Origin of the sequence: Streptomyces sp. NBC_01546, assembly GCF_045208355.1 — a bacterium.
Classification (GTDB): domain Bacteria; phylum Actinomycetota; class Actinomycetes; order Streptomycetales; family Streptomycetaceae; genus Streptomyces.
Genome location: NZ_CP109379.1, coordinates 4,966,422 through 4,991,230, shown reverse-complemented (window position 1 = coordinate 4,991,230; position 24,809 = coordinate 4,966,422). Strand labels below are relative to the sequence as shown.

The window sequence follows — 24,809 nt, the reverse complement described above, 5'->3', positions numbered from 1 at the left end:
CAGGTTCGGGGCCTTTCGGACTTTTGATCCATCCCTTGCCTGGGGAAGGATTCCGGTGGATCGGAACACGTGAACGATCGCGCGATCCCGCAGGCCGAAGGCCGCCCACGGCGTAAGGAGATTTCAAGTGACCAGTCCGGCAGGCCTTCCCGCCGGGAGAGGGCAGAAGCGCCTGAAGCTGCTCGCCGTCACCGCGTGTCCCACCGGGATCGCGCACACCTACATGGCCGCGGAGAAGCTGCAGCAGGCCGCCGATCGCCTCGGTATCGACATGAAGGTGGAGACGCAGGGCTCCATCGGGGCCGAGAACGTGCTCACTGACAACGATGTCAGAGAGGCGGACGGCATCATCATCGCCGCCGACAAGGAGGTCGACCGCGAGCGCTTCGCGGGCAAGCGGGTCCTGTCCACCGGTGTCGCGGACGGCATCCACAAGCCGGAGGAGCTGATCGAGCGCGTGCAGGGCGCACCGGTGCAGACCGGTACGGCCGGGGGCGCGGGCAGTGGCGGGGGCGGTGCGGGCGGCGGCCGGGAGCCCAATACCGCCTACAAGGCGCTGATGAACGGCGTCTCGCACATGATCCCGTTCGTGGTCGTGGGCGGTCTGCTGCTGGCCGTCTCGATCGCACTCGGCGGACATTCCACGTCCAAGGGCATCGAGTTCGACCAGAACTCGTTCTGGTTCTACGTCAACGCCCTGGGCGGTCTCGGCTTCAAGCTGATGCTGCCGATCTTCTCCGGCTACATCGCCTTCGCCCTCGGTGACCGGCCGGCCCTCGTACCCGGCATGATCGGCGGCTTCCTCGCCGCCGATGCCGTCAACATCTACGGGGCCGAGGCCAACGCGGGCTTCCTGGGGGCGATCGCGACCGGTTTCCTGGCGGGCTATCTGGTCGTCTGGATCAAGAAGGTCAGGGTTCCCAAGTTCGTCCAGCCGATCATGCCGATCATCGTGATCCCGATCGTGTCGACGGTCGCGCTCGGCCTGGCGTACATCTACGTGATCGGCCGGCCCATCTCCTGGATGTTCACGCACCTGACCAACTGGCTGAACGGGATGACCGGCTCCAGCGCGATCGTGCTCGGCACGCTGATCAGCCTGATGATCGCCTTCGACATGGGCGGTCCGGTCAACAAGACGGCCTTCCTCGTCGCGGTGGGCCTCATCGGCACCAACAACGCGGTCATGGGCATGGCCGCGGCAGCGATCCCGGTGATGCCGCTCGGCCAGGGCCTGGCGACGCTGCTGCGCCGCAAGGTCTACTCCGACCAGGAGCGGGACTGTCGTCACCGCGCTGACCACGAACGCGCTGATCGAGATCAAGCAGCGCAAGAGCGGCGGGAGCGCGCCGCAGGTGCTCGCCCCCGCGCCGGTCCTGGCCGGTGTGGGTGCCGGTGTGGGCGCCGGTGTAGGTGGGACGGCCGTACGGGCGCAGGCCGCGCCCTCGGCGGCGGCAGCCGCCCCGGCCGGGCGGCCGGAGGTGCTCTCCGGGTACCTGACCGAGCGGACGGTGAGGACGGAGCTGGCCTCGGATTCCAAGGAGGCGGCGATCCGCGAGATGGCGGAGATGCTGGCCGCCACCGGCAACGTCCGGGACGTGGACGAACTCGTACGGGTCGCGCTCGCCCGGGAGGCGCAGGGTACGACCGGCCTCGGCGAGTCCATCGCGATCCCGCACGCCAAGACGGACGCGGTGACCCGGCCCACCGTGGGCTTCGCCCGGTCCGGCGCGGGCATCGAGTGGGGCGCCCTGGACGGGACGAAGTCCCGGCTGATCTTCATGATCTCGGTGCCGGAGGCCGCGGCCGGAGACGAGCACCTGCGGATCCTGGCGCTGCTGTCGCGCAAGCTGATGGACGGCGGCTTCCGGGAACGGCTGCAGAGCGCTCCGGACGAGCCGGCGGTCCTGGACGTGCTGAGCGAGATCCGGTAGCCCTCGCGCGCCGCGCCGTCCCGTCAAGTCGGGCCCCTCACCACCCTGGTGGCGAGGGGCCCGACCGCGTTCCGTACGCTGCCCGCTCACGCGGATGCTTCTGAGGGGGACGGGCCGATGGAACGCAGGCGGGGCCGCAGACGCGGCATCTGGGCGATCGTGCTGCTGGTGACCGGCGGACTGCTGGTGCTCGGCGGGGCGTTCTGGGGGGCGGTGTCGGCCCAGCACGGGGAGGTGGTCTACGACAAGAAGACCATCCCGAGCGAAAACATGCGGCCGACGTACGAGCCGGGGGACACCGGCTGGTTCTCCATGGGCACCCACGGCGAGAACTTCGAGGTTTCGCGTGGGGACGTGGTGCTCGTCGAGATTCCGGAGTGGGTGCCGGACGGGCCGCTGCTGTCGCGGGTGGTGGCGATCGGCGGCGACCGGATCGAGTACCGGCGCGGCGAGACGACGCTCAGGCTCAACGGGCAGCCGCTGGACGAGCCGTACATCCTGGACCGGTCGCGGCCGTCGAGCGTGCCCTTCGACGTGACGGTGCCCAAGGGGCGGATCTTCCTGATGGGCGACAACCGCATGAACTCCTTCGACTCCTCGCTGCACCCCGACAAGGACCAGGGCACTCTCGACGTGTCGACGGTGATCGGCGAGGACGTCGCGCGCCCGACGGATCTCCTGGTCGCGGGCGGGGCCCTCGTGGGCGGGGCGGTCGTGTTCGTGGTCGGGGGCGGGCTGGGGATCTGGGCGCTGGTGCTGCGCCGGCGGCGGCCGGAGCCGGTCGCGCCGGTCTGGCCCGCGGCCTGAGTCCTACGCGACTCTGCAACGCGGAAGGCCCCCGCGAGCCGTGCGCGGCTCGCGGGGGCCTTCCGTACATGCGTGGGTTACTTGGCGGCGACCGGGCGGTAGATGTCCGGCTCGAGGTAGATGACCCGGGCGATCGGGACGGCCTCGCGGATGCGGGCCTCGGCGGCGTTGATCGCGTCCGCCACCTGCGTCGCGGTGTCGTTGCCCTCGACGGCGATCTTGGCGGCGACCAGCAGCTCCTCGGGGCCGAGGTGCAGGGTGCGCATGTGGATCACGCCGGTGACGACGTCCCCGTCGACGAGCGCGGCCGCGATCTTCTCGACCTCTTCGGTGCCCGCGGCCTCGCCGAGCAGCAGGGACTTGGTCTCCGCGGCCAGGACGATCGCGATGATGATCAGCAGGACGCCGATGCACAGGGTGCCGATGCCGTCCCAGACGCCGTTGCCGGTGGCGAGGGCGATGCCGACGCCCGCCAGGGCCAGGACCAGGCCGACCAGTGCGCCGAGGTCCTCCAGGAGGACAACGGGCAGCTCGGGGGCCTTGGCCCGCCTGACGAACTGGGTCCAGGTCTGCTTGCCCCGGATCTCGTTCGACTCCTTGATCGCGGTGCGGAAGGAGAAGGACTCCGCGATGATCGCGAAGACGAGGACGCCGACCGGCCAGTACCAGGCCTCGATCGCGTGCGGGTGGTTGATCTTCTCGATGCCCTCGTAGATGGCGAACATGCCACCGACGGTGAAGAGCACGATGGAGACGAGGAACGCGTAGATGTAGCGCTCGCGCCCGTACCCGAAGGGGTGCTGCGGCGTCGCCTCGCGCTGGGCCTTCTTTCCGCCGAGGAGCAGCAGCGCCTGGTTCCCGGAGTCGGCCAGCGAGTGGACGCTTTCCGCGAGCATCGACGAGGATCCGCTGAAGACGTACGCCACGAATTTGGCTACAGCGATGGCGAGGTTGGCGGCGAGTGCCGCCACGATCGCCTTGGTACCGCCCGACGCGCTCATGGGTGCAGGGTGTCCTTCCTAGCCACTGACTACCGGCCGCACATTGTTGCAGCTGCCGCTGCGGACGCTACGTCAGACCACCACGGTGGCGCGGAACACGGTGCCGCTTCCGGACAGTTCGGCCTTTTCGCCCGCCGGGACGAAGACCGACTCGCCGGGTGCCAGGGACAGTTCGCCCACCCGGGGTGAACCGGCCGTGCAGAGCAGGATCTGCGGGGTGGCCTCCGGGAGCACGCGGGAGGCGGCGCCGGGCGCGAGGAGGAAACGGGAGAGCCGGAACTCGTCGATGGGGGTCTCGTAGACCTCCTCGCCGTTGCCCTCGGGACGCTGCACGTTCGGGTCGCCGGACTCGAACTTCACGATCTTCAGCAGCTCCGGCACGTCCACGTGTTTGGGGGTGAGTCCGGCGCGCAGCACGTTGTCGGAGTTGGCCAGCAGCTCGACGGCGAGGCCGTCGATGTAGGCGTGCGGGACGCCCGCGCCGAGGAACACCGCCTCGCCGGGCTGGAGTCGGAAGTGGTTGAGCAGCATGGCCGCGATGACGCCCGGGTCTCCGGGGTAGTCGTGGACGAGGTGGGCGTACGGGGCGTACGGGCCGCCCAGGCGCTCGGCGGCGGCCGCGGCCTCGGTGACGGTACGGGCCATCTGCTCGCGGTCGGCGGTCAGTACGGCGGTGAGCACCTCGCGCAGCGCGGCGTCCTCGGGGTGGGCGCGCAGCAGGTCGGCGTACGGCTTGAGGGAACCGACCCCGAGGCCTTCGAGCAGATCGGCGGACTGCTCCGGGGGCCGGAAGCCGCACAGCCCGTCGAACGGGGTGAGCGCGCAGAGCATCTCGGGCTTGTGGTTGGGGTCCTTGTAGTTGCGGTGGCCCGCGTCTATCGGGATGCCGCGCCGCTCCTCGTCCGCGAAGCCCGCCTCGGCCTGGGCGAGGTCGGGGTGGACCTGGAGGGAGAGGGGGGCGCCGGCGGCGAGGAGTTTGAGGAGGAAGGGCAGTCGGGGGCCGAACCTGGCGACGGTGGCGGCGCCCAGTTCGCCCTCGGGGTCGGCGGCGATGACGTCCGAGAGGGCCTTCTGACCGGCTCCGCGGTCGATGCGGGACGGTGCGCCCGGGTGGGCGCCCATCCACATCTCGGCCTGGGGCTCACCGGTGGGTTCGACACCGAGCAGCGTGGGGATGGCGGTGGTCGATCCCCAGGCGTAGGGGCGGATCGTGTTCGTCAGGCGGTCCATCGTCGTCTTCCTGGATAGCGCCGGGCACGGACGTGTACCTCAGCTGTGTCCCCCGGAAGCCAACGCCAGGTAGGCGGTGGCGAAATCCGTGACGGCGAGGAGTTCGGCGAGCTGTTCCAGCTCCACGCCCTCCTCCGGTTCGAGCTCGCTGATGGCCGTGTCGTGGCTGAGGGCGAGCTCGCGTGCGGCGGGGGCGGCGGTGAGGCCGCCGGCCGGCCGGTCACGCAGCAGGACGATGCGGGCGCGCAGAGCCTGGGGCTCTTCGACCCGGTCGCGGAAGAAGTCTTCGGGATCGGCCCCGGCGGCGAAGGAGCCGGCGAGCAGCACGCCGTGGGCGGGGAGCGCCTCGGGGAGGGCCGCGGCCAGTGCGGGGCGGCCTGCGAGCTCGGCGAGGGTGGCGGCGAAGCGGCGGCCCGCGGGGCCTGCGCCGGTGCCCTCGCTCCAGATGAGCGGGAGGGTGTCGGCCAGCTCGGCGGCGAGGGTCTTGGCCGGGTTGGAGTACGTGGCGATGGCGGGCCCGCAGCGCTCGGCGGTGCGGTCGAGCCGGTCGGCGACGAGCTGGAGGGTGTCGGGGGCGGCGCTGATCAGGCCGACCTTGTCGAGCAGCACCAGCAGCGGCGTGAGCAGGGCCCACAGGGCGCCGGGTCCGGCCGCGGCGGACTCGTCGTACTCCTGGTACGGGGCCTTGGCCATCGGTACGAGGAGCCCGTGCGCCCCGTCCACGGCCTCGCTCAGCGGTGAACGCTCGGGCGCGACGGCGACGACGGTGCATCCGCGCCGGTAGGCCTGCTCGGCGAGGAGGGCGAGGCCGGGCTCGGCGCCGTCGGTGGTGGCGATGAGCAGCAGGTCGACGGAGCCGGCCCAGCCGGGCAGGACCCAGCGCAGGGCGCCGGAGGCGTGTGCGACACCGGTGGGATCCAGCCGGATGACGGGCGCGGAGGCTCCGGCGAGGGCGCCGAGCAGGTCGGCGACGCCGGTGGCGGCGGTGCCGGCACCGGCGATCAGAACGGCGCGTGGGCGGCCGTCGGGGCTCAGGTCACCCAGGCCCGCTTCGACCGCGTGCCGGGCCGCGGTGCGGACCCTGGCCCCGGCCTCGGCGGCGCCGCGGAGCAGGCCCCGCCGGTCGGCGCGGGCGAGATCGTCCGGTGCGTCGAGGAGCGACTCGTCGAGCATGGCGGCCTCCGGCGGTGTCGGCGCGTGTGGGATCAGGCGGGGCGGCGGGCCTCGTCCACGAGGAGGACCGGGATTCCGTCACGGACCGGGTAGGCGAGGCCGCAGTCCTGGCCGGTGCAGATCAGCTCGGGAGCCGTCTCGTCCGCCGACTTGTCCTGGAGGGGCGAGTGGCAGGCGGGGCAGGCGAGGATCTCCAGAAGACCGGCTTCGAGCGGCATGGGGCGGGTTCCCTTCGGGGATGCGGGTGGGCCGTGGTCAGCGTACCGCCGAGTCACCTGCGGTGCGGCCTGACGGGGTTCGTGTGCGGCGCCGTTGCCGGCGCTCCGCCCCAGGGGAACCCGGCTCCGCCGGGTACCGGGCTGAGCCGGGCTCTCGCCGGCGCCTGGCGGGGCCGGAGTGCCGCGCAGCGGCAGACCCGGCCCCGCCGGCGAGGCATCAGGCGCGGATCAGCGCGAGGATTTCGTCGCGGACCTTGGCCAGGGTGGCCTCGTCGCGGGCCTCCACGTTCAACCGCAGCAGCGGTTCGGTGTTGGAGGCACGGACGTTGAACCACCAGTCCGCACCGGTGGCGGTCAGGCCGTCCAGCTCGTCCACGCTGACGTCCTCACGGCCGCCGTAGACGGCCTTGACCGCCGCCAGCCGGCCCGCCTGGTCCGCGACCGTCGAGTTGATCTCCCCCGAGCCCGCGTAACGGTCATAGGAAGCCACCAGAGCCGACAGCGGACCGTCCTGGCCGCCCAGCGCCGCCAGCACGTGCAGCGCGGCCAGCATCCCGGTGTCCGCGTTCCAGAAATCCTTGAAGTAGTAGTGCGCCGAGTGCTCACCACCGAAGATCGCACCCGTCTTCGCCATCTCCTCCTTGATGAAGGAATGCCCCACCCGGGTGCGGACCGGGGTGCCGCCGTTCTCCCGGACCACCTCCGGCACCGACCAGGAGGTGATCAGGTTGTGGATCACCGTGCCCGTGCCGCCGTTACGGGCCAGCTCACGCGCCGCCACCAGCGCGGTGATCGCCGACGGGGAGACACCCTGGCCGCGCTCGTCCACGATGAAACAGCGGTCCGCGTCCCCGTCGAACGCGATCCCCAGATCCGCGCCCTCCGCCAGCACACGGGCCTGCAGATCCACGATGTTCTTCGGATCCAGCGGGTTCGCCTCGTGGTTGGGGAACGTCCCGTCCAGCTCGAAGTACATCGGGACCAGATCCAGCGGCAGGCCCTCGAACACCGTGGGGACGGTGTGGCCGCCCATGCCGTTGCCCGCGTCCACGACCACCTTCAGCGGACGGATCACCGTCAGGTCCACCAGAGCGCGCAGATGCGCCGCGTAACCGGCCAGCGAGTCCCGCTCGGTGACCGTGCCCGCGACCGTGCCCGCCGCGATCTCCGGAGCACCCTCATCCGACCACTTCTCCACCAGCTCACGGATCTGCGACAGACCCGTGTCCTGACCCACCGGAGCCGCACCCGCCCGGCACAGCTTGATGCCGTTGTACTTGGCCGGATTGTGCGAGGCCGTGAACATCGCACCCGGCAGATCCATCGACCCCGACGCGTAGTACAGCTGGTCCGTCGAGCACAGACCGATCAGCGTCACGTCCACACCACGGGCAGCCGCACCACGCGCGAAAGCAGCCGACAGACCCGGCGACGACGGCCGCATGTCATGACCGATCACGATCGCCGAAGCACCCGCCACCTCGACGAACGCGGCACCGAACAGCTCCGCCAACGACTCGTCCCACTCGTCCGGCACGACACCACGCACGTCATACGCCTTGACGATGTTCGAAAGATCTGCGGCCACTGCGTGCCCTCCTGAAGGTTCTGTGCGGTCCGGCCAACCTACCTTGAACGAGGACCCGCTCTTCAGGCGATCGGAGCGTCAGGAATCGGGCGATCTCAGAACGCGCAGGTGTCCGCGACGGGTCTCGCCGGTGACCCGGCCCCCCGGGACGGATCCCCCGGCCTCCGCCGCGCGCCCGGGCGGGCGGGCCGCTTCACGGACGGCGTTGGCGAGGGCTTCGAGGTCGTCGCCGCTGGGGCGCGACGGCCCGGAGCCGTCGGACAGGCGGACGACGTCCCAGCCGCGCGGGGCGGTCAGGCGCTCGGAGTGCTCGGCGCACAGGTCGTAACAGTGGGGCTCGGCGTAAGTGGCGAGCGGGCCGAGAACTGCGGTCGAATCGGCGTAGACGTACGTCAGTGTCGCGACGGCAGGGCGGCCGCACGCGGTGCGCGAACAACGACGTACAAGGCTCACGACGTTGGACGGTACCGCACTCTTGACCGGGCCGCGACGACTCTCCCGCCGCTCACTCCCCCGTGTCGTGCCGAGAGCTACCCTGCGGGGGTGACCGACAGCCCGCTGCCTCCCCGTCCTGCCCAGCCCCCCGTCGGGGCTCCCGCCGAGCCGCGCCCGCGCCGGCGGGACCGGCACGGGCGCGGGATGCGCGGGCCGGTGGCGCCGCCTCAAGTGCCGCTGTCGGCCAGCCGGTCGGAGCTGTTCGGGGACCTCGTACGGGACTCCGTGGAGCGGCTGGAGCGGCGCTGGCCGCAGCTGGCCGAGGTGGAGTTCCTGGTCGGTGACGTGCCGGGCCCGCCGGGCGGAGCGGACGCCGGCTGGAACGACGAGGCGGTGCCGCTGGGCGGGGTCTCGGAGCCTCGCGAGGGCCGGCCGGCCCGGGTCGTGGTCTTCCGCCGGCCGGTGGAGATCCGTACCAAGACGCGGGACGAGAAGGCGCTGCTGGTCCACGAGATCGTGGTGGAGCAGGTGGCGGAGCTGCTGGGCCTCTCGCCGGAGACGGTGGACCCGCGCTACGGCCAGGAGTAGGTACCTGGCACCTGGCCGCAGCGCGGTCCGCGGGTCAGCGGGTGAGGACCGAGAGGTCCTCGGCGGCCCTGGGGACCGAGACCGTGGAGTGGTCGTCGGACAGGGTCTGGACGGTGAACATCGAGATGCCCTCGTGCGGGAGGTTCAGCGTGCGGGCCGCGTGCACCGGGCCGCCCGAGAGGGTCTCGACGGTGAGGGCGTAGGAGCCCTTGCCGCCCGCCGGGGCCACGGCCACCACCTGTGTGGTGCCCGCCTTGACGGTCACCTCCTGGGAGGCCGCCTCGCCGCCGCCGGTACCCGGTGAGGCCGTCACCTTGACCTTCGCGTCCTTGTCGCCCGCCGCCGTCAGCGACAGGACGGTCGCGTTCTCCTCGGGCCGGTTGTCGGCGACGGTCGCCCGCGTGCCCACCGGCGCCGTGGCCTGGACGAAGCCCAGCTCCTGCTTGGCTCCGCTGCCGCGCACCACTCGTACCGCCGCGACGACCGGGGCGGCCTTCTTGGGGTCCGCCGGGGTCAGCAGCAGCGAGCCGGGCTCGCCGCGGGTCACGTCCTTGAGGTCGACGCTCGCGGTCATACCGGCCTTGACGTGCAGCTGTTCGTTGCCCGCCGGGGTGATGGCGCCGCCCGGAGCGGCCAGCCGGACCTTCAGGTCCGCGTCCTCGTCGCCGGGTACGAAGGCCACCAGCCGGACGGAGACCGCGTCGGCCGGGATGCCCGGCAGGACCAGCGAGCCCGCCGGGTCCGCGGCGGCAGGCAGCCAGTCGGCGCCCACGCCCTCCTCGGCGACCTGGACCGAGGCGCCGACCCGGCCCGCCCGGGTCGTCACGTGGGCGGTGGCGTCCGCGAGCTGGCTGCCCGGGACCAGGGAGGAGAGCAGGACCGACTTGCTGGACTTGGGGTCGATCCGGATGTTCTCGCTGGTGCCCGCGTCGGGCTTGGCCAGCCCGTCGGGGCCGAACAGCTTGATGTCGACGACGGCCGCTGCGTCGTCGGGGTTGGTGAGGTGGACGTAGTCCTCGCGTCCCTTGGCGGTGCTCACGGCGGGGAACCAGAAGTCGGTGCCGGGCGCGGTGCAGGAGGCGCCGAGGACGCCCCGGGCGCGGCCGACGGAGACCTTGGTGGTCATTTGCGCGGTCCAGCCGGGGGCGAGGACCCCGTCGGCGCTGCCCGTCAGCGCGGGCGCGTCGGCGCCGGAGGCGGTGGCCCCGAAGGGCTTGCCCACCTCCTTGGGCTCCAGCACCGGCTTGGCGTCCTTGGTGGCGCCGAGCAGCCGGGCCGAGCCCTTGCCCTCGGCGGATCCGGCCGCGCCGGGGGTGAACGCCGTGTACGTGGTGTCCGCGATGTCCGAGGAGCTGGGCGCCGGGCAGACCAGCAGGGACCGCTCCACCGGCATCCGGGCGGCGGCCGCGGCCTTGCCGTCGGGAGCCGTGCCCCCGGCGGCGGGGGCGGTGAGGGCGGCGATGCCGGTGAGGGCGGCCAGCGCCGCGGTCACGGCCGCCAGCGTGAGGGGTGCGCGCTGCTTCACTGCTGGGGGCTCCCGTCCGGACGCGGGTTGTACTGCGCGTGGCCGTCGTTGGGGTCGTACTGCTCGTACGGGTAGGGGTACTGCTGCTGTGCCTGCTGCTGCGGGTACGGGTACTGCTCGTACTCCGCGGGCTGCGCGTACGGCTGCGGCGGCTGCTGCTGCTGCTCGTAGGTGTAGCCGCCCTGGTCCGGGTAGGCCTGGTAGGCGTAGGTCTCCTCCCCGTACACCGGCTGCGCCGGGATGTCCGCGTACGGATCGGCGGCCACCTCGGCCTCCACCGGAGCGGGGGCGGCGACGGGCTCGGCCTCCGCGCGCAGCCGGCGGGCGCGGCGGCCCTCGCCGGGCTCGCCCGGGCCGGGCTGGGCCGGGATGGCGGCCTCCTCCTCGGGGAGGTCGTCGTCGAGCCGCTCGCGGCGGCCGGGCAGGGCCATCACCAGCAGCACCAGGGCGAGGAGCCCCTGGGCCCAGTGCCAGCCGGTCCGCAGGAGGGAGCCCTCGTGGACGAGGTCGAGGCGGCCCGCGGAGGCGGGCAGTTCGAAGCCTTGCGCCCAGCCGTCGAGGGTCTTCGGCTTGAGCGGCTTGCCGTCGAGGGTGGCCTGCCAGCCGGAGTCGGCGCGGTCGGCCAGGCGCAGCACGCGGCCCGCCTCACCGGCCGGGATCTTGCCGTGGGCCTCGACGGGGCCCGCGGCGACCGGGATCGGGGCCTCGCCCTGCTTGCCGGAGACGATGACGGCGCGCGGCAGCCAGGGTTCGACGCCCCACAGCGCCGTGCCGTCCTGCTGGTGGCGGCGGCTGAGGCCGGGGGTGGCGTCGAGGACGCGCCGGATCTCCTCGGGGCCGCCGGGGCGGAACATGACGAAGCGGATGGCGTAGGCGCTGAGCTGGCTGGACTGGTCCGCGCCGGAGCCGGCGACCAGGTTGGAGACGACCTTGTCGAGGCGCGGGTCGCCGCCGGTGCGGGCGGCTACCTCCGCGTCGCCGAGGCGGCCGCCGGAGCCGCGGACGAGGCTGTAGGAGACGGTGGCGGGCGGGTCCAGGTCGAGGATCAGGGTGCGGGTCTGGTTGTCGTCCCCGCCCGCGTCGGCGACGAAGGCGGGCACCTGCACCGGGTCGCGGCGCTGGAGCGGGCCGTCGGCGCCGGCGAGGAGCCAGGCGGCCGCGGCGAGCAGCGGTCCGGCCGCGGCGGCCAGCGCGATGAGCGCGGCCAGCGGCTGGCGCCAGCCGAAGCTGCTTGCGGCGACCCGCTCCTTGGCGCCGTCCGCGCCGACCGCGGCGGCCGTCAGCAGGGCGAGCCCGTAGACGAGGGTGGCGGGTCCGGCCCACGCGCTGCGGTTGAGCAGGACGGCGAGGAGCAGCGCGGCGAGGGCGGTGGCCCAGGCGGTGCGGACCGCGAACTGCCGCTCGGCGCGGAGCAGGGCGCCGAGCGCGGCGAGGACGATGCCGAGGAGCAGCAGGCCGCCGGCGGCGCCGGGGCCGCCGGGGCTGATGCCGAGCAGGTCCAGGGCGGAGGCGGAGCCGGTTCCGAAGGGCAGTCCGGCCTCGTGCAGGAAGCGGCCGGGGTGCGTGAGCAGGCCCAGCGACCAGGGGGCGAGCACGAGGAGCGGGACGGCGAGGCTGGCGAGCAGCCTCGGTCCGTACGTCTTCCACTGCGCCCGGTGGAAGACGAGCGCGGCGGCCCCGAGGACGGCGGCGAGCGGCCAGACGACGGGGGTGAAGGCGGTGGCCGCGGTCAGCAGCAGGGTGTACGTCCACACGGCGCGCCAGCTGCTGCGGTCGCCGTCGCCGAAGCCGAAGGCGGCGACGGCCGAGCGGGCGATCAGCGGCAGCAGGACGGCGAGGACGGCGGTGCCGAGGCGGCCTCCGGCGAGGGCCCCGGTGACGGCGGGCAGGAACGCGTAGGCGATGGCGGCCCAGGCTCGCAGCAGCCGGGACTCGACGAGCGGCCGGGAGGCGAAGTAGGCGGTGAGTCCGGCGAGCGGGACGGAGCCGACGAGCAGCAGGGTCAGGGCGGCGTGGGTGGAGCCGAAGAGGAGGGTGGAGAAGGCGCCGAGGACGGCCAGGTAGGGCGGCGCGTCGGCGGTGGAGCCCGTGGAGACGGCCTGCCAGCCGTCGGTGTAGGCGCGCCAGAGGCCGGGGCCGCTGTCGGGGGCGGGGAGCAGCGCGCCGCCCATCAGGGAGCCGCCGCCGATCAGGGCGCGGCAGGCGGCGAGGGAGACGAGCAGGAGGAGGCCGAAGAGGACGGGGGCGGGGTTGCGGGCGATCCGCTTGAGGCGCGCGAAGCGCTCCTCGGCCGCCGGGTAGTCGCCGTCCTCGCCGGGTGCGGTGAGGATGCTGCCGCCGCCGTGCCGGCCGGCGGGGACGGAGTCGCTGTCGCGGGCGTCGCCGAAGTATCCGGCGAGCTGTTCGGCGTTGGCCCGCAGGGAGGCGCCGGGCGGCGGGAAGAGCGGGCGCAGCTCGGCCGCGGGGACGGCGGGGCGGCGGCGGGCCCTGCGGGCGACGAGGACGCGGCCCGGGCGGAGCAGGGTGGCGAGAAGGCCGGTGACCTCGTCGACGGCCTGGCCGGGGGCCTTGCCCACGAGGTAGGCGAGGGTGCGCAGCACGGTGCCGACCAGGACGCGCAGCAGGACGTACGGCAGGGCGCGGCCGGAGCTGTTGGCGAGCATCGTGTAGACGGCGCCGGCCTTGTCGACGCGGTGCGGGCTGGCGGTGGTGCGGCCGGCGCAGTCGACGGTGCGGCGTTCGCGGGCGGCGGCCTCGGCGTGGCGCATGACGGCGTCGGGGGCGACGAGGACGGTGTGGCCCGCGCTCTGGGCGCGCCAGCAGAGGTCGACGTCGTCGCGCATCAGGGGCAGCCGCTTGTCGAAGCCGCCGAGGGCGTCGTAGACGTCGCGGCGGACCAGCATGCCGGCGGTGGAGACGGAGAGGACGGGGCGGACCTGGTCGTGCTGGCCCTGGTCCTGTTCGCGGCGGTCGAGTCCGGTCCAGCGGCGACCGCTGCGGGCGATGGTGACGCCGGCTTCGAGGAGCTGCTTCTTGTCGTACCAGCCGCGGAGCTTGGGGCCGATGACGGCGGCGTCGGGGTTCTCGTCGGCGACGCGGAGCAGTTCGGCGAGGGCGTCGGGTTCGGGTGCGCTGTCGTCGTGGAGGAGCCAGAGCCACTGGACGGGCTCGCCGTGGGGGAGCTCGGGGAGGTCGTACGCGTCGTCGCGCCAGGTGCGGCTGACGGGGTCCCAGCCGCTGGGGCGCTTGAGGTACGGGAGGTCCTCGGGGGTCAGGGTGCCGGCGGTGCGGACGGCTTCGTCGACGGCGGTGCCGAATCCCGTGCGGCGGGCGAGGTGCAGGACGCGGTCGTCGCCGAAGGCCTGGGTGAGCAGTCGCGCGGACTCGTCGGCGCTGCCGGTGTCGGCGGCCATGTGGTTCTGCGCGGGACGTTCCTGGCCGAGGAGGCCGGCGAGGGTCCGGGGCAGCCAGCGGTCGCCGTCGTGGGCGACGAGGACCGCGGTGACGACGTGCCGGGGGAACTCGGGTGTGGCGGGGGCCTGGTGGGAGGCCGCCGACTGGCTGTGCAGGGACATCGCGCTACTGGCCCTCCGGCCTGGGGGTCCCTCCGGAAGGAGTCCGGGGGGAGGGTCCGGGGGTGGTGTGCCCTCGGAGGCTGCTGGACAGCGCCCCACCCTAACGGCTGGCAAAGCAGCGGTCCGCCTCCTGCGGGGAAGGTGCAGGAGGCGGACCGTTTGCCGTGCTCTTTGCCGTGCTCTTCGCGGTGTTGTTTGCCCTGTTGTCCGCCGTGTTTTCTGCCCGGTCGGCCGTGCGGTTCGATATGTCGTGCGATGTGCGGCAGACGCCCGGCGGGAAGCGCCCGGGGCCTATCAGACCGCTGCCTTTTTCAGCCGGCGGCGCTCGCGCTCGGACAGACCGCCCCAGATGCCGAATCGCTCGTCGTTGGCAAGGGCGTACTCAAGGCATTCGGAGCGGACTTCGCAGGCGAGGCAGACCTTCTTGGCCTCGCGGGTGGAGCCGCCCTTCTCGGGAAAGAAGGACTCGGGGTCGGTCTGGGCGCACAGAGCGCGCTCCTGCCATCCGAGCTCCTCGTCCGCCTCCTCGACCAGCAGTTCCTGAAACAGCTCGGTCATGTGCGCCCCTCGCTCTGTCTGTGCGTCCCCGTGGTCATGCCATTACTGATCGCTACGTAACGACACGAGTGAAATTACAAGTGCGTGGCTCCGGCGCAGTCAAGCCGAGATCTGCTATTGGGCCCCTTATTCACTCTGCGGAACCAAGCCTATGCAGAAAGTGTTCATATCGCCAAAAATCGTGACACATGCCACAGACGATCTTGTGATGCACTCCTTCACCTGGGATTCACGCGTCACCCTGTGGCGGGGTTGCGATTCAGCCAAAGAAGCGGCGGAGATCACAGTCCGGTCACGAGATGGCAGGTTCAGGTTTGGGCTCGGCACAGCGGCACATCCCCTGGCGCGGAGTGCACAAACCTTTCTCCGCGCACAGTAACCGGATGAGGTGAAACTTTTGCCCCAAACCGGACATTGGGTTGACAGTCCGACCTCCGACCCGTTCTCCTTGTTCGCATGTCAGTGACCGCAGCCATCACCCGGACCCCCATTCGTGGGTTCCTGTGCGCTGCCCAGGTTCGCTGTTGCTGTTGCAGCTGTTGATGCCTTCGGAGCTTCGGCTCCCTTGAGCTCCAGCCCGCCCCACAGCAACCGCCGGCACCACTGACATCCGTCGAGGACTCCCCACGATGAACAGCACCCCGATCACTGTCGAGAGCGACCTCCAGATCGCCGGCGACATCCTCGCCGTCCAGCACCTCCTCCAGCCCGCCCGCGAACACCCGGCCACCGTCGCCGAGTTCGTCGGGCTCGCCCGCTCCATCGCCGAGGACCGCGCCTCCTGGGAGCACCTCGTCCGGTACGACGCCACCACCCGCTGGTACCACCGGCTGCGCACCGGCCCCGGTTACGAGGTCTGGCTGCTCAGCTGGGTCCCCGGCCAGGGCAGCGGCCTGCACGACCACGGCCCCTCCTCCGGCGTCCTGACCGTCCTCGAAGGCGAGCTCACCGAGCGCAACCCGCGCGGGCGGCTCACCCTCGGCGCCGGCTCCCAGCGGGTCTTCGCCCCCGGCTACGCCCACGAGGTCGTCAACGACACCCTCGACGGCGCGGTCAGCCTGCACGTCTACTTCCCCGGCCTGACCGAAATGCCGATCCACAGCTGCTCCCCGGCCACGCCGGAGTCCGTACCCGCGTGACCCGGCCGGCCTGACAGACTTCGGTGCATGCGCATTGTTGTTCTGGCCGGCGGTATAGGCGGCGCCCGGTTCCTCCGCGGACTCAAGTCGGCAGTGCCCGACGCGGACATCACGGTCATCGGCAACACCGGTGACGACATTCACCTGTTCGGGCTCAAGGTGTGCCCCGATCTGGACACGGTGATGTACACCCTCGGCGGTGGCATCAACGAGGACCAGGGCTGGGGCCGCACCGACGAGTCCTTCACCGTCAAGGAGGAGCTCGCCGCGTACGGGGTCGGACCGACCTGGTTCGGCCTCGGCGACCGCGACTTCGCCACCCACATCGTCCGTACGCAGATGCTCGGCGCGGGCTACCCGCTGAGCGCCGTCACCGAGGCCCTCTGCGACCGCTGGCAGCCCGGCGTACGGCTGCTGCCCATGTCCGACGACCGGGTCGAGACCCACGTCGCGATCACCGAGGCGGGCACCGGAGAGCGCAAGGTCATCCACTTCCAGGAGTACTGGGTCCGGCTGCGCGCCGCGGTGGACGCGGAGGCGATCGTCCCCGTCGGGGCCGAGCAGGCCAAGCCCGCGCCCGGGGTGCTGGAGGCCATCGCCGCCGCCGACGTGATCGTCTTCCCGCCGTCCAACCCGGTGGTCTCGGTCGGGACGATCCTCGCCGTGCCCGGCATCCGGGACGCCGTGGCCGCCGCCCAGGCGCCGGTCGTGGGCCTCTCCCCCATCGTCGGGGGCGCGCCCGTGCGCGGGATGGCCGACAAGGTGCTGGCCGCGGTGGGCGTCGAGTCCACGGCCGCCGCCGTCGCCCTGCACTACGGGACCGAGCTGCTCGACGGCTGGCTGGTGGACACCGCCGACGCGGACGCCGTCGCCGAGGTCGAGGCCGCGGGGATCAGCTGCCGCGCGGTGCCGCTGATGATGACCGACCTCGCCGCCACCGCCGAGATGGCCCGGGCCGCGCTGGAACTGGCCGAGGCCTCCCGGTGACCGCCGTGACGCACGCTCCTCGCGAGCACAGTCCTTCGTACGAGGTGCGGGCCGTCGACGGGATCCCCGAGGTCAGGCCGGGTGACGACCTGGCAAAGCTGATCACGGTGGCCGCGCCCGACCTGCGGGACGGGGACGTCCTGCTGGTCACCTCGAAGATCGTCTCCAAGGCTGAGGGCCGCATCGTAGAGGCGGACTCGCGCGAGGCGGCCATAGACGCGGAGACCGTACGGGTGGTCGCGCGCCGCGGTTCCCTGCGGATCGTCGAGAACCGGCAGGGGCTGGTGATGGCGGCCGCCGGGGTGGACGCCTCCAACACCGTGCCCGGCACGGTCCTGCTGCTGCCCGAGGACCCCGACGCCTCGGCCGCCGCGATCCGCGCGGGGGTGCGCGACATCCTCTCCGTGGACGTGGGCGTGGTCGTGACGGACACCTTCGGGCGGCCGTGGCGCACCGGGCTCACCGACGTGGCGATCGGCTCGTCCGGGGTGCGGGTCCTGGACGACCTGCGCGGGGGCACGGACGCGCACGGCAATCCGCTGAGCGCGACGGTGGTGGCGACCGCCGACGAGCTGGCGGCGGCGGGCGACCTGGTCAAGGGCAAGGCGGCCGGGCTTCCGGTGGCCGTCGTACGCGGTCTGGCGCACGTCCTCGGCGAGGGCTCGTCGGCGCGGGACCTGGTGCGCACCCCGGCCGACGACATGTTCCGGCTGGGCACCTCGGAGGCGGTACGGGAAGCCGTGACGCAGCGCCGTACCGTACGGGCCTTCACGGCCGAGCCGGTGGACGGCGGCGCGGTGCGGCGGGCCGTGGCGGCGGCCGTGACGGCCCCGGCTCCGCACCACACGACGCCGTGGCGGTTCGTGCTGCTGGAGTCGGCCGCGGCCCGGCTGGAGCTGCTGGACGCGATGCGGGACGCCTGGGTCGCGGACCTGCGGGCGGACGGCAAGTCCGAGGAGTCCATCGCGAAGCGGGTACGGCGGGGGGACGTGCTGCGGGCCGCCCCGTACCTGGTGGTGCCCTGTCTGGTGACGGACGGCGCGCACGACTACGGGCACGCTCGGCGGGACACGGCGGAGCGGGAGATGTTCGTGGTCGCGATGGGCGCGGGGGTGCAGAACTTCCTGGTCGCGCTGGCCGGGGAGCGGCTGGGCTCGGCGTGGGTGTCCTCGACGATGTTCTGCCGGGACGTGGTGCGCGAGGTGCTGGGGCTGCCCGAGGACTGGGATCCGATGGGGACGGTGGCCGTGGGGCACGCGGCGGAGCCGCCCCGGGAGCGGCCCGCGCGGTCCGCGGCGGACTTCATCCAGGTCCGGTAGCCGGGCGGTCCGGCCGTCAGGCGGTCAGAGCCGGCCGATGTCGCTGCGCGGCATGCGCGGTGCGCGGCGGGGCGGGGTGTGGCCCGCGAGGAGGATCAGGCGGGCGGCGCGGTGGCGCTGCCCGGCGTACGGGGCCAGGAGCTCCAGCATGGCGGCGTCGTCGGCGTCGCGGTCCCCGGCGAGGGCGTAGCCGATGATGCCGGGGAGGTGGAGGTCGCCGGTGGTCACGGCGTCGGGGTCGCCGTTGCTGCGCTGGAGGGTTTCGGCGGAGGTCCAGGGGCCGATGCCGGGGACGGCCTCCAGCCGGGCGGCCGCCGGCGCGGGCTCCATGGCGGCGGCCTCCTCCAGGCGGTTCGCCACGCGGGCGGCCCGGACGATGGTGGCGGAGCGCTTGGCGTCGACCCCGGCCTTGTGCCAGTCCCAGGACGGGATCAGGGCCCAGGTGCGGGCGGCGGGCATGACGTAGAGGCCGAGGCCGTGCGGGCCGGGCGCGGGCTCGCCGTACTGGCGTACGAGGCGGCGCCAGGCGCGGTACGCCTCGTCGCTGGTGACCTTCTGTTCCAGGATGACCGGGATCAGGGACTCCAGGACCAGCCCCGTGCGGGTGAGGCGCAGGCCCGGGCGGCGGCGGTGGCTGGCGTGCACGAGGCGGTGGCGGGGGACGAAGGCGGCGGGGTCGTCGCCGGCGCCGAGGAGTGCGGGCAGCTGTTCGAGGAACCAGTCGGCGCCGGGGCCCCAGGCCTCGGCGGTGATCTCGGTGCCGGTGCGGGAGACCCGGAGGGTCGCGGGGCCCTGCGGGGTCTGGCTGGTGCGCCAGAGCGAGCCGTCGGGGGTCGTGCGGAAGGTGGGGTCGGCGGGGCCGCGTCTGAGCGGGCCGAGGGTGAGCCCGAGGTCGACGGGGCCGTCGGGGGCCCAGCGCCGGGCCTTGGCCCCGGCCCCGGCCGCGTGCCCCTGCCCGCCGGGCACGGCGGTGCGGCCGCCGCGCACGGTGGTGCGGGTGAGTGGATCGAAGCGGCCGGCCATGCCTCGAGCGTAGCCCTGCGGACCGTTGCCGGGGCATCGCGTTGCGGCTGCGGGCGGCTACGGGCGGCCCTGGAGTTTGGCCGACGTGGTGCGCGTCGACGGGAGTTTTCCGTAGAGCTTCGCGCCCGGGCAGGCCGTCGCGAAGCCGTCGCGGTGGCCCGAGATGACGTTCATCGTGACGTTCTTGCCCTTGGGGTAGCGGTTGCCGCCGCCCGAGGTCAGGGTCGTCTTCGCGCGCGGGTCCCGGCTGAAGAGGCCGAGCTTCCAGGCCGTGAGGCGGGCGACCGCGTCGACCGCCGCCGCCGGCGGGGTCGTGGACGTGTAGGTGCCCAGGACCGCGACGCCCATGCTGTTCGTGTTGAAGCCCATGGTGTGCGCGCCGAGCACCGCCTTGGAGACTCCGCCGGCCCGGCCCTCGTAGACCGTGCCGCACTTGTCGACGGCGAAGTTGTAGCCGAAGTCCCGCCAGCCGCTGCTGACCACGTGGTAGCGGTACAGGCTGCGCAGGACCGCCGGGGCGTCCTTGCAGGCGTAGTTGTTGCCGGAGGCGCTGTGGTGGACGAAGGCCGCCTTGACCGTGTTCGTGTAGACGAAGCCCGACTCGCGCAGGGACTCGTCCGCGCCCCATCCCTTGCGGGTGACGATCCGCGGGCGCGGGCCGATGAACGGGGCGGCCGCCGCGGTCAGCTCGCCGTCGCTCGCGAAGATCGCGTCGGCGGTGGAGTCGGCCTTGTCCAGTTCGGTGATCTCGTTGGCGCCCAGTTCGGCGTGCGGGATGTTCGCGGCGGAGGACTCCGCCATCTCCATCGTCATGCCGGGCACCACCACCTCGCCCTTGTCGTCGCCCTCGGGGCCGCTGTTCTTGCCGTCCGAGCCGGTGGCGGGCGTTTCCGCACCCGGGTCGACGAGCTCGATCCGCATGCCCGTGGGCAGCCGGGCGGGGGCGCGGGTGGACGGGGTGCCGGGCTCCGCCTGGACGCGGACCTCCACGCCGTCGGACTCGCCGACCCAGAGCGGGGCGGTGGCGCCGCGGATCCGGCCGGAGCCGCGTTCCACCGCGTCGGGGTCGGCCGCGTGCTCGCTGTTGTGGGTCTCGACGTCCTGCCAGCCGGACCAGGTCGCGGTCTTCGCGGAGCGGGTGCGGACCTGGACGGTGCCGTGCAGCTGGGTGGCGGCGTCGTCCCAGACCACGCCGACCAGCGAGAACGTCGTGACCTCGCGGGCGGTCAGGCCCCGCGTCTCGGGGAGGCCGCCCGGCGAGGCGCTCATCCCGGGCACGCCGGGCGTCCGGGTTGCCGAGGGTCCCAGGGGGACGAGCGGCAGCGATTGGGTGGAACCGGCGGGGGTCACGGGGGACGACTCTGCGAGGGCCGCGGTGGGGAACGCGACGGGCAGGGCCAGTACGGCGGCGGTCGCGACGCCGATCGAGGAAGCAAGGAATCCACGCATGAAAAGGATGGTGAGCACCCGCACGGGCGGGCGCCATCCGAGAACTGACGGCCCGTCCGGCCTGCCCCGGCCTGCCCCTCCCCCGTACGGCGGAGCAGCGGGCCGCCGTACGGGGGACGGGCCCGCGTACCCTGTGCCGGGTGAACGCCACTGACCGCACCCCTGCCGACCTGCTGCGATCCGCGCTCGCCGCCGATCCGGGCCGCCCGCTCGTCACCTTCTACGACGACGCCACGGGCGAGCGCGTGGAATTGTCCGTCGCCACCTTCGCCAATTGGGTGGCCAAGACCGCCAATCTGCTCCAGGGCGACCTGGGCGCCGAACCCGGCGACCGGCTCGCGCTGCTCCTCCCCGCTCACTGGCAGAGCGCCGTATGGCTGCTCGCGTGCGACTCGGTCGGGGTCGTGGCCTCGGTGGACGGGTACCCGGGCGATGCCGATCTCGTCGTCAGCGGGCCGGACTCGCTGGACCGGGCCCTGGAGTGCGATGGGGAGCGGGTGGCGCTCGCGCTGCGGCCGCTGGGCGGACGGTTCCCGCAGCCGCCGGCCGGGTTCGCGGACTACGCGGTCGAGGTGCCGGGGCAGGGGGACCGGTTCGCACCCTTCGTCCCGGTGGAGGCGGATGGTCCCGCGCTGATCGTCGGCGGCGAGGAGTTCTCGCACGCGGAGCTCACGGCGCGCGCCCGCGAGGACGCGGCGAAGCTCGGCCTCGGCCCGGGCTCGCGGGTGCTGACCGGGCTCGGCTACGACACCTGGGACGGCCTCTCGGCCGGGCTGTACGCCGCTCTGGCGTCGGGCGGCTCCGTGGTGCTGTGCCGGAATCTGGACCGGCTGTCGCAGGACGCGGTAGCGCAGCGGATCGAGAGCGAGCGCGTCACCCACACGGTCTGATCGCGGCCTGGAGCCCCGTCACCCAGACTGGTTAATGGCGAGAATGGCCGATTTGTCACCCACATGGCCCTAGACAGGCCCTGCCCCCGGGCTGCCCCGGCCGCCCGGAGGCAGGATCGGCAGTGGCCGTACCCACCCGTACGGCCGTTGTCGGAGCGGGTCGCAGCGGCGAGGGGACGGACGCCAGTGACGGACAGCGCAGGCATACCGGGCGGGACCGGGACGGCCGGAGGCGGCTCGAAGCCTCCGCGCAGCCGTCGGCGCCGACTGCTGCGCTGGATCGGGCTCGGGTCGGCCTTCGTGGTCCTGGCGGGGTCGGCCACCGGCTGGTGGCTCTACAACAAGCTCGACGGGAACATCACCGAGGACACCTCGGCGGCCTCCGAGCTGCGGCGCTACGAGCGCGACCGCCCGGCGCACTTCGCGAACGGCGCCCAGAACATCCTGCTGATCGGCTCGGACTCCCGCTCGGGCAGGGACAACGCCCGCTACGGGCAGGACCGGGGCACCCAGCGCTCGGACACCACGATCCTGCTGCACGTGCCCGCGGACCGGCGGAGCGCGACGGCGGTGTCGATACCCCGGGACCTGATGACGGAGATCCCCGAGTGCCTGATGGCGGACGGGAGTCGCACCCGCGAACAGCGTGCGCAGTTCAACTGGGCCTTCCAGTGGGGCGGGGCCGGCTGCACGATCCGTACGGCCGAGAGGCTCACGGGGATCCGGATCGACCACCACATGGTGCTCGACTTCGGCGGCTTCAAGAAGATGGTCGACGCCATCGGCGGGGTGGAGGTCTGCCTCAAGCAGCCGATCGACGACTCCGAGGCCAAGCTGCGGCTGCCCGCCGGACGCCAGACCCTCCGGGGCGAGCAGGCGCTGGGCTTCGTCCGCGCCCGCTACAGCCTGGGCAACGGCAGCGACACCGAACGGATGGAGCGCCAGCAGCAGTTCCTCGGCTCGCTCGTCAAGAAGGTGCAGAGCAACGGGGTGCTGCTGAACCCGGCCCGGCTGTATCCGCTGCTGGACGCCGCGACCTCCTCGGTGACCACGGACCCGGGGCTGGCCTCGCTGCGCGGCCTGTACGAACTCGTACGGGGCGTACGGGATATACCGACCGACCAGATCAAGTTCCTGACGGTCCCCCGCAAGCCGTACTCGGCCGACCCGAACCGGGACGAGCTGGTGGAGCCGGACGCCGCCCGGCTGTTCCAGCAGCTGCGGGCGGACCAGCCGGTGACGGTCGCCCCGCCGAAGCCCGAGAGCGAGAACGGGATCGAGCCGGTCGAGGCCACGCCGTCCGGAGCACCACGGGACGGGGCGGGCCGTACGGACGGGGGAACCACCGGGACCCCCGTACCCGTCCCTACCTTTACCGGTACCACGGCGGGGATGGCCGACTGCCGGTAAAGCAATCCCAAAAGCCGGTGACCGAACCGAGTGGGATGACCCGTTCGCCCCGTTATAAGGGGAGTGGAATTTGTCACCAGCATGGTTTGCAGCCGAACCTGACGGATATGGTGAGCGATCCGGTGCCCCGCCAGACCAGAGGCCGGGCACCAGCAGCCGGATCGTTGACCGTGCGCCTGGGGGAGGCGCGTCGCGAGGCACCGACGGAGGATTCGAGCAACCGTGGATGCGCAAAGCCGTGGGCGGGCCGACGAGATCGACCCCGCAGACCAGTGGGTGCTCAATCCCCGCACCGGCAACTACGAACTGCGACTGGGTGACTCCACAGCGCATCAGCGGCGGCCCACCGTGGCCGCCCCGCGCAGAGCGCCCTCCGCACCCACCGCACCCTCCCCGGGCGTACCCAAGCCGCGGCGCGGCGACGGTCCGCCCGGCGGCCGGCGCGGTGGCCGCTCCCGCAAGGGCGGTGGCGGCGGACGCCGCAAGAAGGCACTGCTCGTCACCAGCGGGACGCTGGCGTTCCTGCTGGTCGGCGGCGCCGCGGCGGCGTACTTCTACTACGACCACCTGAACGGCAACCTCAGCGTCACCGACATCGCGGGCGCGGGCACCGGCGGCTTCAAGAAGGACCAGGCCATCAACATCCTGGTCATCGGCACCGACAAACGCAGCGGTGCGGGCAACGAGGGCTACGGGGACAAGGACAGCGTCGGCCACGCCGACACCACGATCCTGTTCCACGTCGCCAAGGACCGCTCCAACGCCACCGCGCTGTCCATCCCGCGCGACCTGATCACCAACATCCCGAACTGTCCGACGAAGCAGCCGGACGGCTCGACGAAGGAGATCAAGGGCACGAAGGGCACCCGCTTCAACAACAGCCTGGGGCAGGAGGGCCGTGACGCGGGCTGCACGATGCGCACCGTCAAGGAGCTCACCGGCATAGAGGTCGACAACTTCATGATGGTCGACTTCAACGCCGTGAAGACCCTGAGCACGGCGGTCGGCGGGGTGCCCGTCTGCCTGGACAAGGCCGTCGACGACCAGGACTCCAAGCTCAAGCTGTCGAAGGGCGAGCACCGGCTGTCGGGCGAGGAGGCACTGGCCTTCGTACGGACCCGGCACGCCTTCGGCAACGAGAGCGACCTGGACCGGATCAAGACCCAGCAGCAGTTCCTGGGTTCGATGATGCGCGAGATGAAGTCGAAGGAAACGCTGACGAGCCCGAAGAAGTTCTTCTCGCTCGCGGAGGCGGCCACCAAGTCGCTGACCGTGGACCAGGGTCTGGGGTCCATCGACAAACTCACCGATCTCGCGGGCGAGTTGAAGGACATCGACCTCAAGAACATCACCTTCACGACCGTGCCGGTACTCGACAACCCGGCCGAGAAGGTCAAGGCCACCGTCGTGGTCGACCAGGCGCTTGCCGATCCGCTGCTGCAGATGATCCGGGGGGACGTCTCGCTCACGGAGGTCGAGAAGAAGGAGCAGGCCGCGAAGGAAGCGGCCGACGCGGACACGAAGGCCAAGCAGGACGCGCTGCTCCAGGGCAACAAGGCGCCCGCGGCGGACGTACGGGTGGACGTGTACAACGGCGGCGGCCCCAAGGGCGCGGCCTCCACCACCCTGAAGTGGCTTCAGGACACCAAGGGCGTACCCAAGGCCAGCAATCTCGGCAACGCCCCCGCGAAGGTCGGTGCCACTCAGCTGGAGTACGCGCCCAACCAGGCTGACCAGGCCAGGGCGCTGGCGGAGATGCTGGGACTCCCGGCCACCGCCATGAAGATGGGGACGGCGGACGCCTCGGCCAAGACGCCGATGAAGCTGACTCTGGGCCCCGACTTCCAGCAGCCGGGCGCCCCGCTGGCGGCGCCGGTTCCGCAGGAGCTGCCCAAGGACGTCCAGCAGGCACAGGCGGACAAGGCGATCTGCGCCAAGTAACGGGGATTGGCCGGTGATA

Annotated in this window: 19 protein-coding genes and 1 pseudogene; 9 read left to right on the top strand and 11 right to left on the bottom strand. The window is 72.5% G+C overall.

Annotated features, from left to right (window positions below):
- Positions 1-127: 127 nt before the first annotated feature.
- Together OHA89_RS22815 and lepB are read left to right on the top strand one after the other, a co-directional pair.
- Positions 128-1,934: pseudogene (locus OHA89_RS22815) on the top strand (fructose-specific PTS transporter subunit EIIC).
- Between the two features lie 117 nt (positions 1,935-2,051).
- Complete coding sequence (gene lepB / locus OHA89_RS22810) at positions 2,052-2,741, top strand: signal peptidase I (RefSeq protein WP_266609534.1); 690 nt, start codon at positions 2,052-2,054, stop codon at positions 2,739-2,741.
- 77 nt (positions 2,742-2,818) lie between these two features.
- Here lepB and OHA89_RS22805 read toward each other — a convergent pair whose 3' ends face one another.
- From OHA89_RS22805 to OHA89_RS22780, 6 genes are all read right to left on the bottom strand, one after another.
- Entirely contained in the window at positions 2,819-3,742 is a 924-nt protein-coding gene (locus OHA89_RS22805) for a cation diffusion facilitator family transporter (protein ID WP_266609533.1), read from the bottom strand.
- Positions 3,743-3,814: 72 nt separating this feature from the next.
- On the bottom strand, positions 3,815-4,972 hold the full coding sequence (gene manA / locus OHA89_RS22800) for a mannose-6-phosphate isomerase, class I (RefSeq protein WP_215149769.1): 1,158 nt from the start codon (positions 4,970-4,972) through the stop codon (positions 3,815-3,817).
- Positions 4,973-5,011: 39 nt separating this feature from the next.
- The gene (locus OHA89_RS22795; RefSeq protein ID WP_257556089.1) at positions 5,012-6,145 is read right to left on the bottom strand and encodes an SIS domain-containing protein; all 1,134 of its coding nucleotides are present in this window, start codon (positions 6,143-6,145) and stop codon (positions 5,012-5,014) included.
- A 32-nt stretch (positions 6,146-6,177) separates the two neighbouring features.
- Positions 6,178-6,363, bottom strand: a complete 186-nt coding sequence (locus OHA89_RS22790; protein WP_215149771.1) for a Trm112 family protein — start codon at positions 6,361-6,363, stop codon at positions 6,178-6,180.
- 217 nt (positions 6,364-6,580) lie between these two features.
- Positions 6,581-7,951: a phosphomannomutase/phosphoglucomutase gene (locus tag OHA89_RS22785; protein ID WP_266609532.1), complete on the bottom strand. Its 1,371-nt coding sequence runs from the start codon at positions 7,949-7,951 to the stop codon at positions 6,581-6,583.
- Between the two features lie 78 nt (positions 7,952-8,029).
- A complete protein-coding gene (locus OHA89_RS22780) occupies positions 8,030-8,404 on the bottom strand; it encodes a DUF3499 domain-containing protein (protein WP_257556087.1) in 375 nt (124 codons plus the stop codon).
- Between the two features lie 90 nt (positions 8,405-8,494).
- Here OHA89_RS22780 and OHA89_RS22775 point away from each other — a divergent pair, with 90 nt between their 5' ends.
- On the top strand, positions 8,495-8,974 hold the full coding sequence (locus OHA89_RS22775) for a metallopeptidase family protein (RefSeq protein ID WP_406366958.1): 480 nt from the start codon (positions 8,495-8,497) through the stop codon (positions 8,972-8,974).
- Between the two features lie 34 nt (positions 8,975-9,008).
- On the opposite strand, the gene OHA89_RS22770 is transcribed toward OHA89_RS22775, so the two are convergent.
- The 3 genes from OHA89_RS22770 to OHA89_RS22760 all read right to left on the bottom strand — a co-directional run bounded on the left by OHA89_RS22770 (position 9,009) and on the right by OHA89_RS22760 (position 14,632).
- Positions 9,009-10,499 (bottom strand): DUF5719 family protein, encoded by a 1,491-nt coding sequence (locus OHA89_RS22770; RefSeq protein WP_266609531.1) that lies wholly within the window; start codon positions 10,497-10,499, stop codon positions 9,009-9,011.
- Positions 10,496-14,074: a glycosyltransferase gene (locus OHA89_RS22765; protein ID WP_406366957.1), complete on the bottom strand. Its 3,579-nt coding sequence runs from the start codon at positions 14,072-14,074 to the stop codon at positions 10,496-10,498. The genes OHA89_RS22770 and OHA89_RS22765 overlap by 4 nt, the downstream gene beginning before the upstream one ends.
- Before the next feature lie 294 nt (positions 14,075-14,368).
- The gene (locus OHA89_RS22760) at positions 14,369-14,632 is read right to left on the bottom strand and encodes a WhiB family transcriptional regulator (protein ID WP_003983763.1); all 264 of its coding nucleotides are present in this window, start codon (positions 14,630-14,632) and stop codon (positions 14,369-14,371) included.
- Positions 14,633-15,261: 629 nt separating this feature from the next.
- On the opposite strand from OHA89_RS22760, the gene OHA89_RS22755 reads away from it, so the two are divergent.
- The 3 genes from OHA89_RS22755 to OHA89_RS22745 are packed head-to-tail and all read left to right on the top strand — an operon-like array spanning position 15,262 to position 18,077.
- Positions 15,262-15,771 carry a cysteine dioxygenase family protein gene (locus OHA89_RS22755; protein ID WP_266609529.1) on the top strand — a complete coding sequence of 170 codons (510 nt, stop codon included), beginning with the start codon at positions 15,262-15,264 and terminating at the stop codon, positions 15,769-15,771.
- Positions 15,772-15,798: 27 nt separating this feature from the next.
- Positions 15,799-16,758: a 2-phospho-L-lactate transferase gene (gene cofD / locus OHA89_RS22750; protein ID WP_266609528.1), complete on the top strand. Its 960-nt coding sequence runs from the start codon at positions 15,799-15,801 to the stop codon at positions 16,756-16,758.
- A gap of 5 nt (positions 16,759-16,763) precedes the next feature.
- Complete coding sequence (locus OHA89_RS22745) at positions 16,764-18,077, top strand: coenzyme F420-0:L-glutamate ligase (RefSeq protein WP_266609527.1); 1,314 nt, start codon at positions 16,764-16,766, stop codon at positions 18,075-18,077.
- Positions 18,078-18,101: 24 nt separating this feature from the next.
- Here OHA89_RS22745 and OHA89_RS22740 read toward each other — a convergent pair whose 3' ends face one another.
- Positions 18,102-19,100, bottom strand: a complete 999-nt coding sequence (locus OHA89_RS22740; RefSeq protein WP_266609526.1) for a DNA-3-methyladenine glycosylase — start codon at positions 19,098-19,100, stop codon at positions 18,102-18,104.
- A 57-nt stretch (positions 19,101-19,157) separates the two neighbouring features.
- Positions 19,158-20,549: a peptidoglycan recognition protein gene (locus tag OHA89_RS22735; protein ID WP_257556068.1), complete on the bottom strand. Its 1,392-nt coding sequence runs from the start codon at positions 20,547-20,549 to the stop codon at positions 19,158-19,160.
- 140 nt (positions 20,550-20,689) lie between these two features.
- Between OHA89_RS22735 and OHA89_RS22730 the strand changes: the two genes are divergently transcribed.
- The 3 genes from OHA89_RS22730 (at position 20,690) to OHA89_RS22720 (ending at position 24,790) form a co-directional block, all read left to right on the top strand.
- Complete coding sequence (locus OHA89_RS22730; protein ID WP_257556067.1) at positions 20,690-21,439, top strand: TIGR03089 family protein; 750 nt, start codon at positions 20,690-20,692, stop codon at positions 21,437-21,439.
- A 186-nt stretch (positions 21,440-21,625) separates the two neighbouring features.
- Positions 21,626-22,849 (top strand): LCP family protein, encoded by a 1,224-nt coding sequence (locus OHA89_RS22725; RefSeq protein ID WP_266609525.1) that lies wholly within the window; start codon positions 21,626-21,628, stop codon positions 22,847-22,849.
- Positions 22,850-23,071: 222 nt separating this feature from the next.
- Positions 23,072-24,790 carry an LCP family protein gene (locus OHA89_RS22720; RefSeq protein WP_266609524.1) on the top strand — a complete coding sequence of 573 codons (1,719 nt, stop codon included), beginning with the start codon at positions 23,072-23,074 and terminating at the stop codon, positions 24,788-24,790.
- The last annotated feature ends 19 nt before the right edge of the window (positions 24,791-24,809 follow it).

What these genes read in the sequence shown, in the direction of transcription:
- OHA89_RS22795 (WP_257556089.1), bottom strand. Translation starts at nt 6,145, where the DNA reads ATGCTCGACGAGTCGCTCCTCGACGCACCGGACGATCTCGCCCGCGCC.
- lepB (WP_266609534.1), top strand. Translation starts at nt 2,052, where the DNA reads ATGGAACGCAGGCGGGGCCGCAGACGCGGCATCTGGGCGATCGTGCTG.
- cofD (WP_266609528.1), top strand. Translation starts at nt 15,799, where the DNA reads ATGCGCATTGTTGTTCTGGCCGGCGGTATAGGCGGCGCCCGGTTCCTC.
- OHA89_RS22735 (WP_257556068.1), bottom strand. Translation starts at nt 20,549, where the DNA reads ATGCGTGGATTCCTTGCTTCCTCGATCGGCGTCGCGACCGCCGCCGTA.
- OHA89_RS22805 (WP_266609533.1), bottom strand. Translation starts at nt 3,742, where the DNA reads ATGAGCGCGTCGGGCGGTACCAAGGCGATCGTGGCGGCACTCGCCGCC.
- manA (WP_215149769.1), bottom strand. Translation starts at nt 4,972, where the DNA reads ATGGACCGCCTGACGAACACGATCCGCCCCTACGCCTGGGGATCGACC.
- OHA89_RS22790 (WP_215149771.1), bottom strand. Translation starts at nt 6,363, where the DNA reads ATGCCGCTCGAAGCCGGTCTTCTGGAGATCCTCGCCTGCCCCGCCTGC.
- OHA89_RS22765 (WP_406366957.1), bottom strand. Translation starts at nt 14,074, where the DNA reads ATGTCCCTGCACAGCCAGTCGGCGGCCTCCCACCAGGCCCCCGCCACA.
- OHA89_RS22760 (WP_003983763.1), bottom strand. Translation starts at nt 14,632, where the DNA reads ATGACCGAGCTGTTTCAGGAACTGCTGGTCGAGGAGGCGGACGAGGAG.
- OHA89_RS22740 (WP_266609526.1), bottom strand. Translation starts at nt 19,100, where the DNA reads ATGGCCGGCCGCTTCGATCCACTCACCCGCACCACCGTGCGCGGCGGC.
- OHA89_RS22755 (WP_266609529.1), top strand. Translation starts at nt 15,262, where the DNA reads ATGAACAGCACCCCGATCACTGTCGAGAGCGACCTCCAGATCGCCGGC.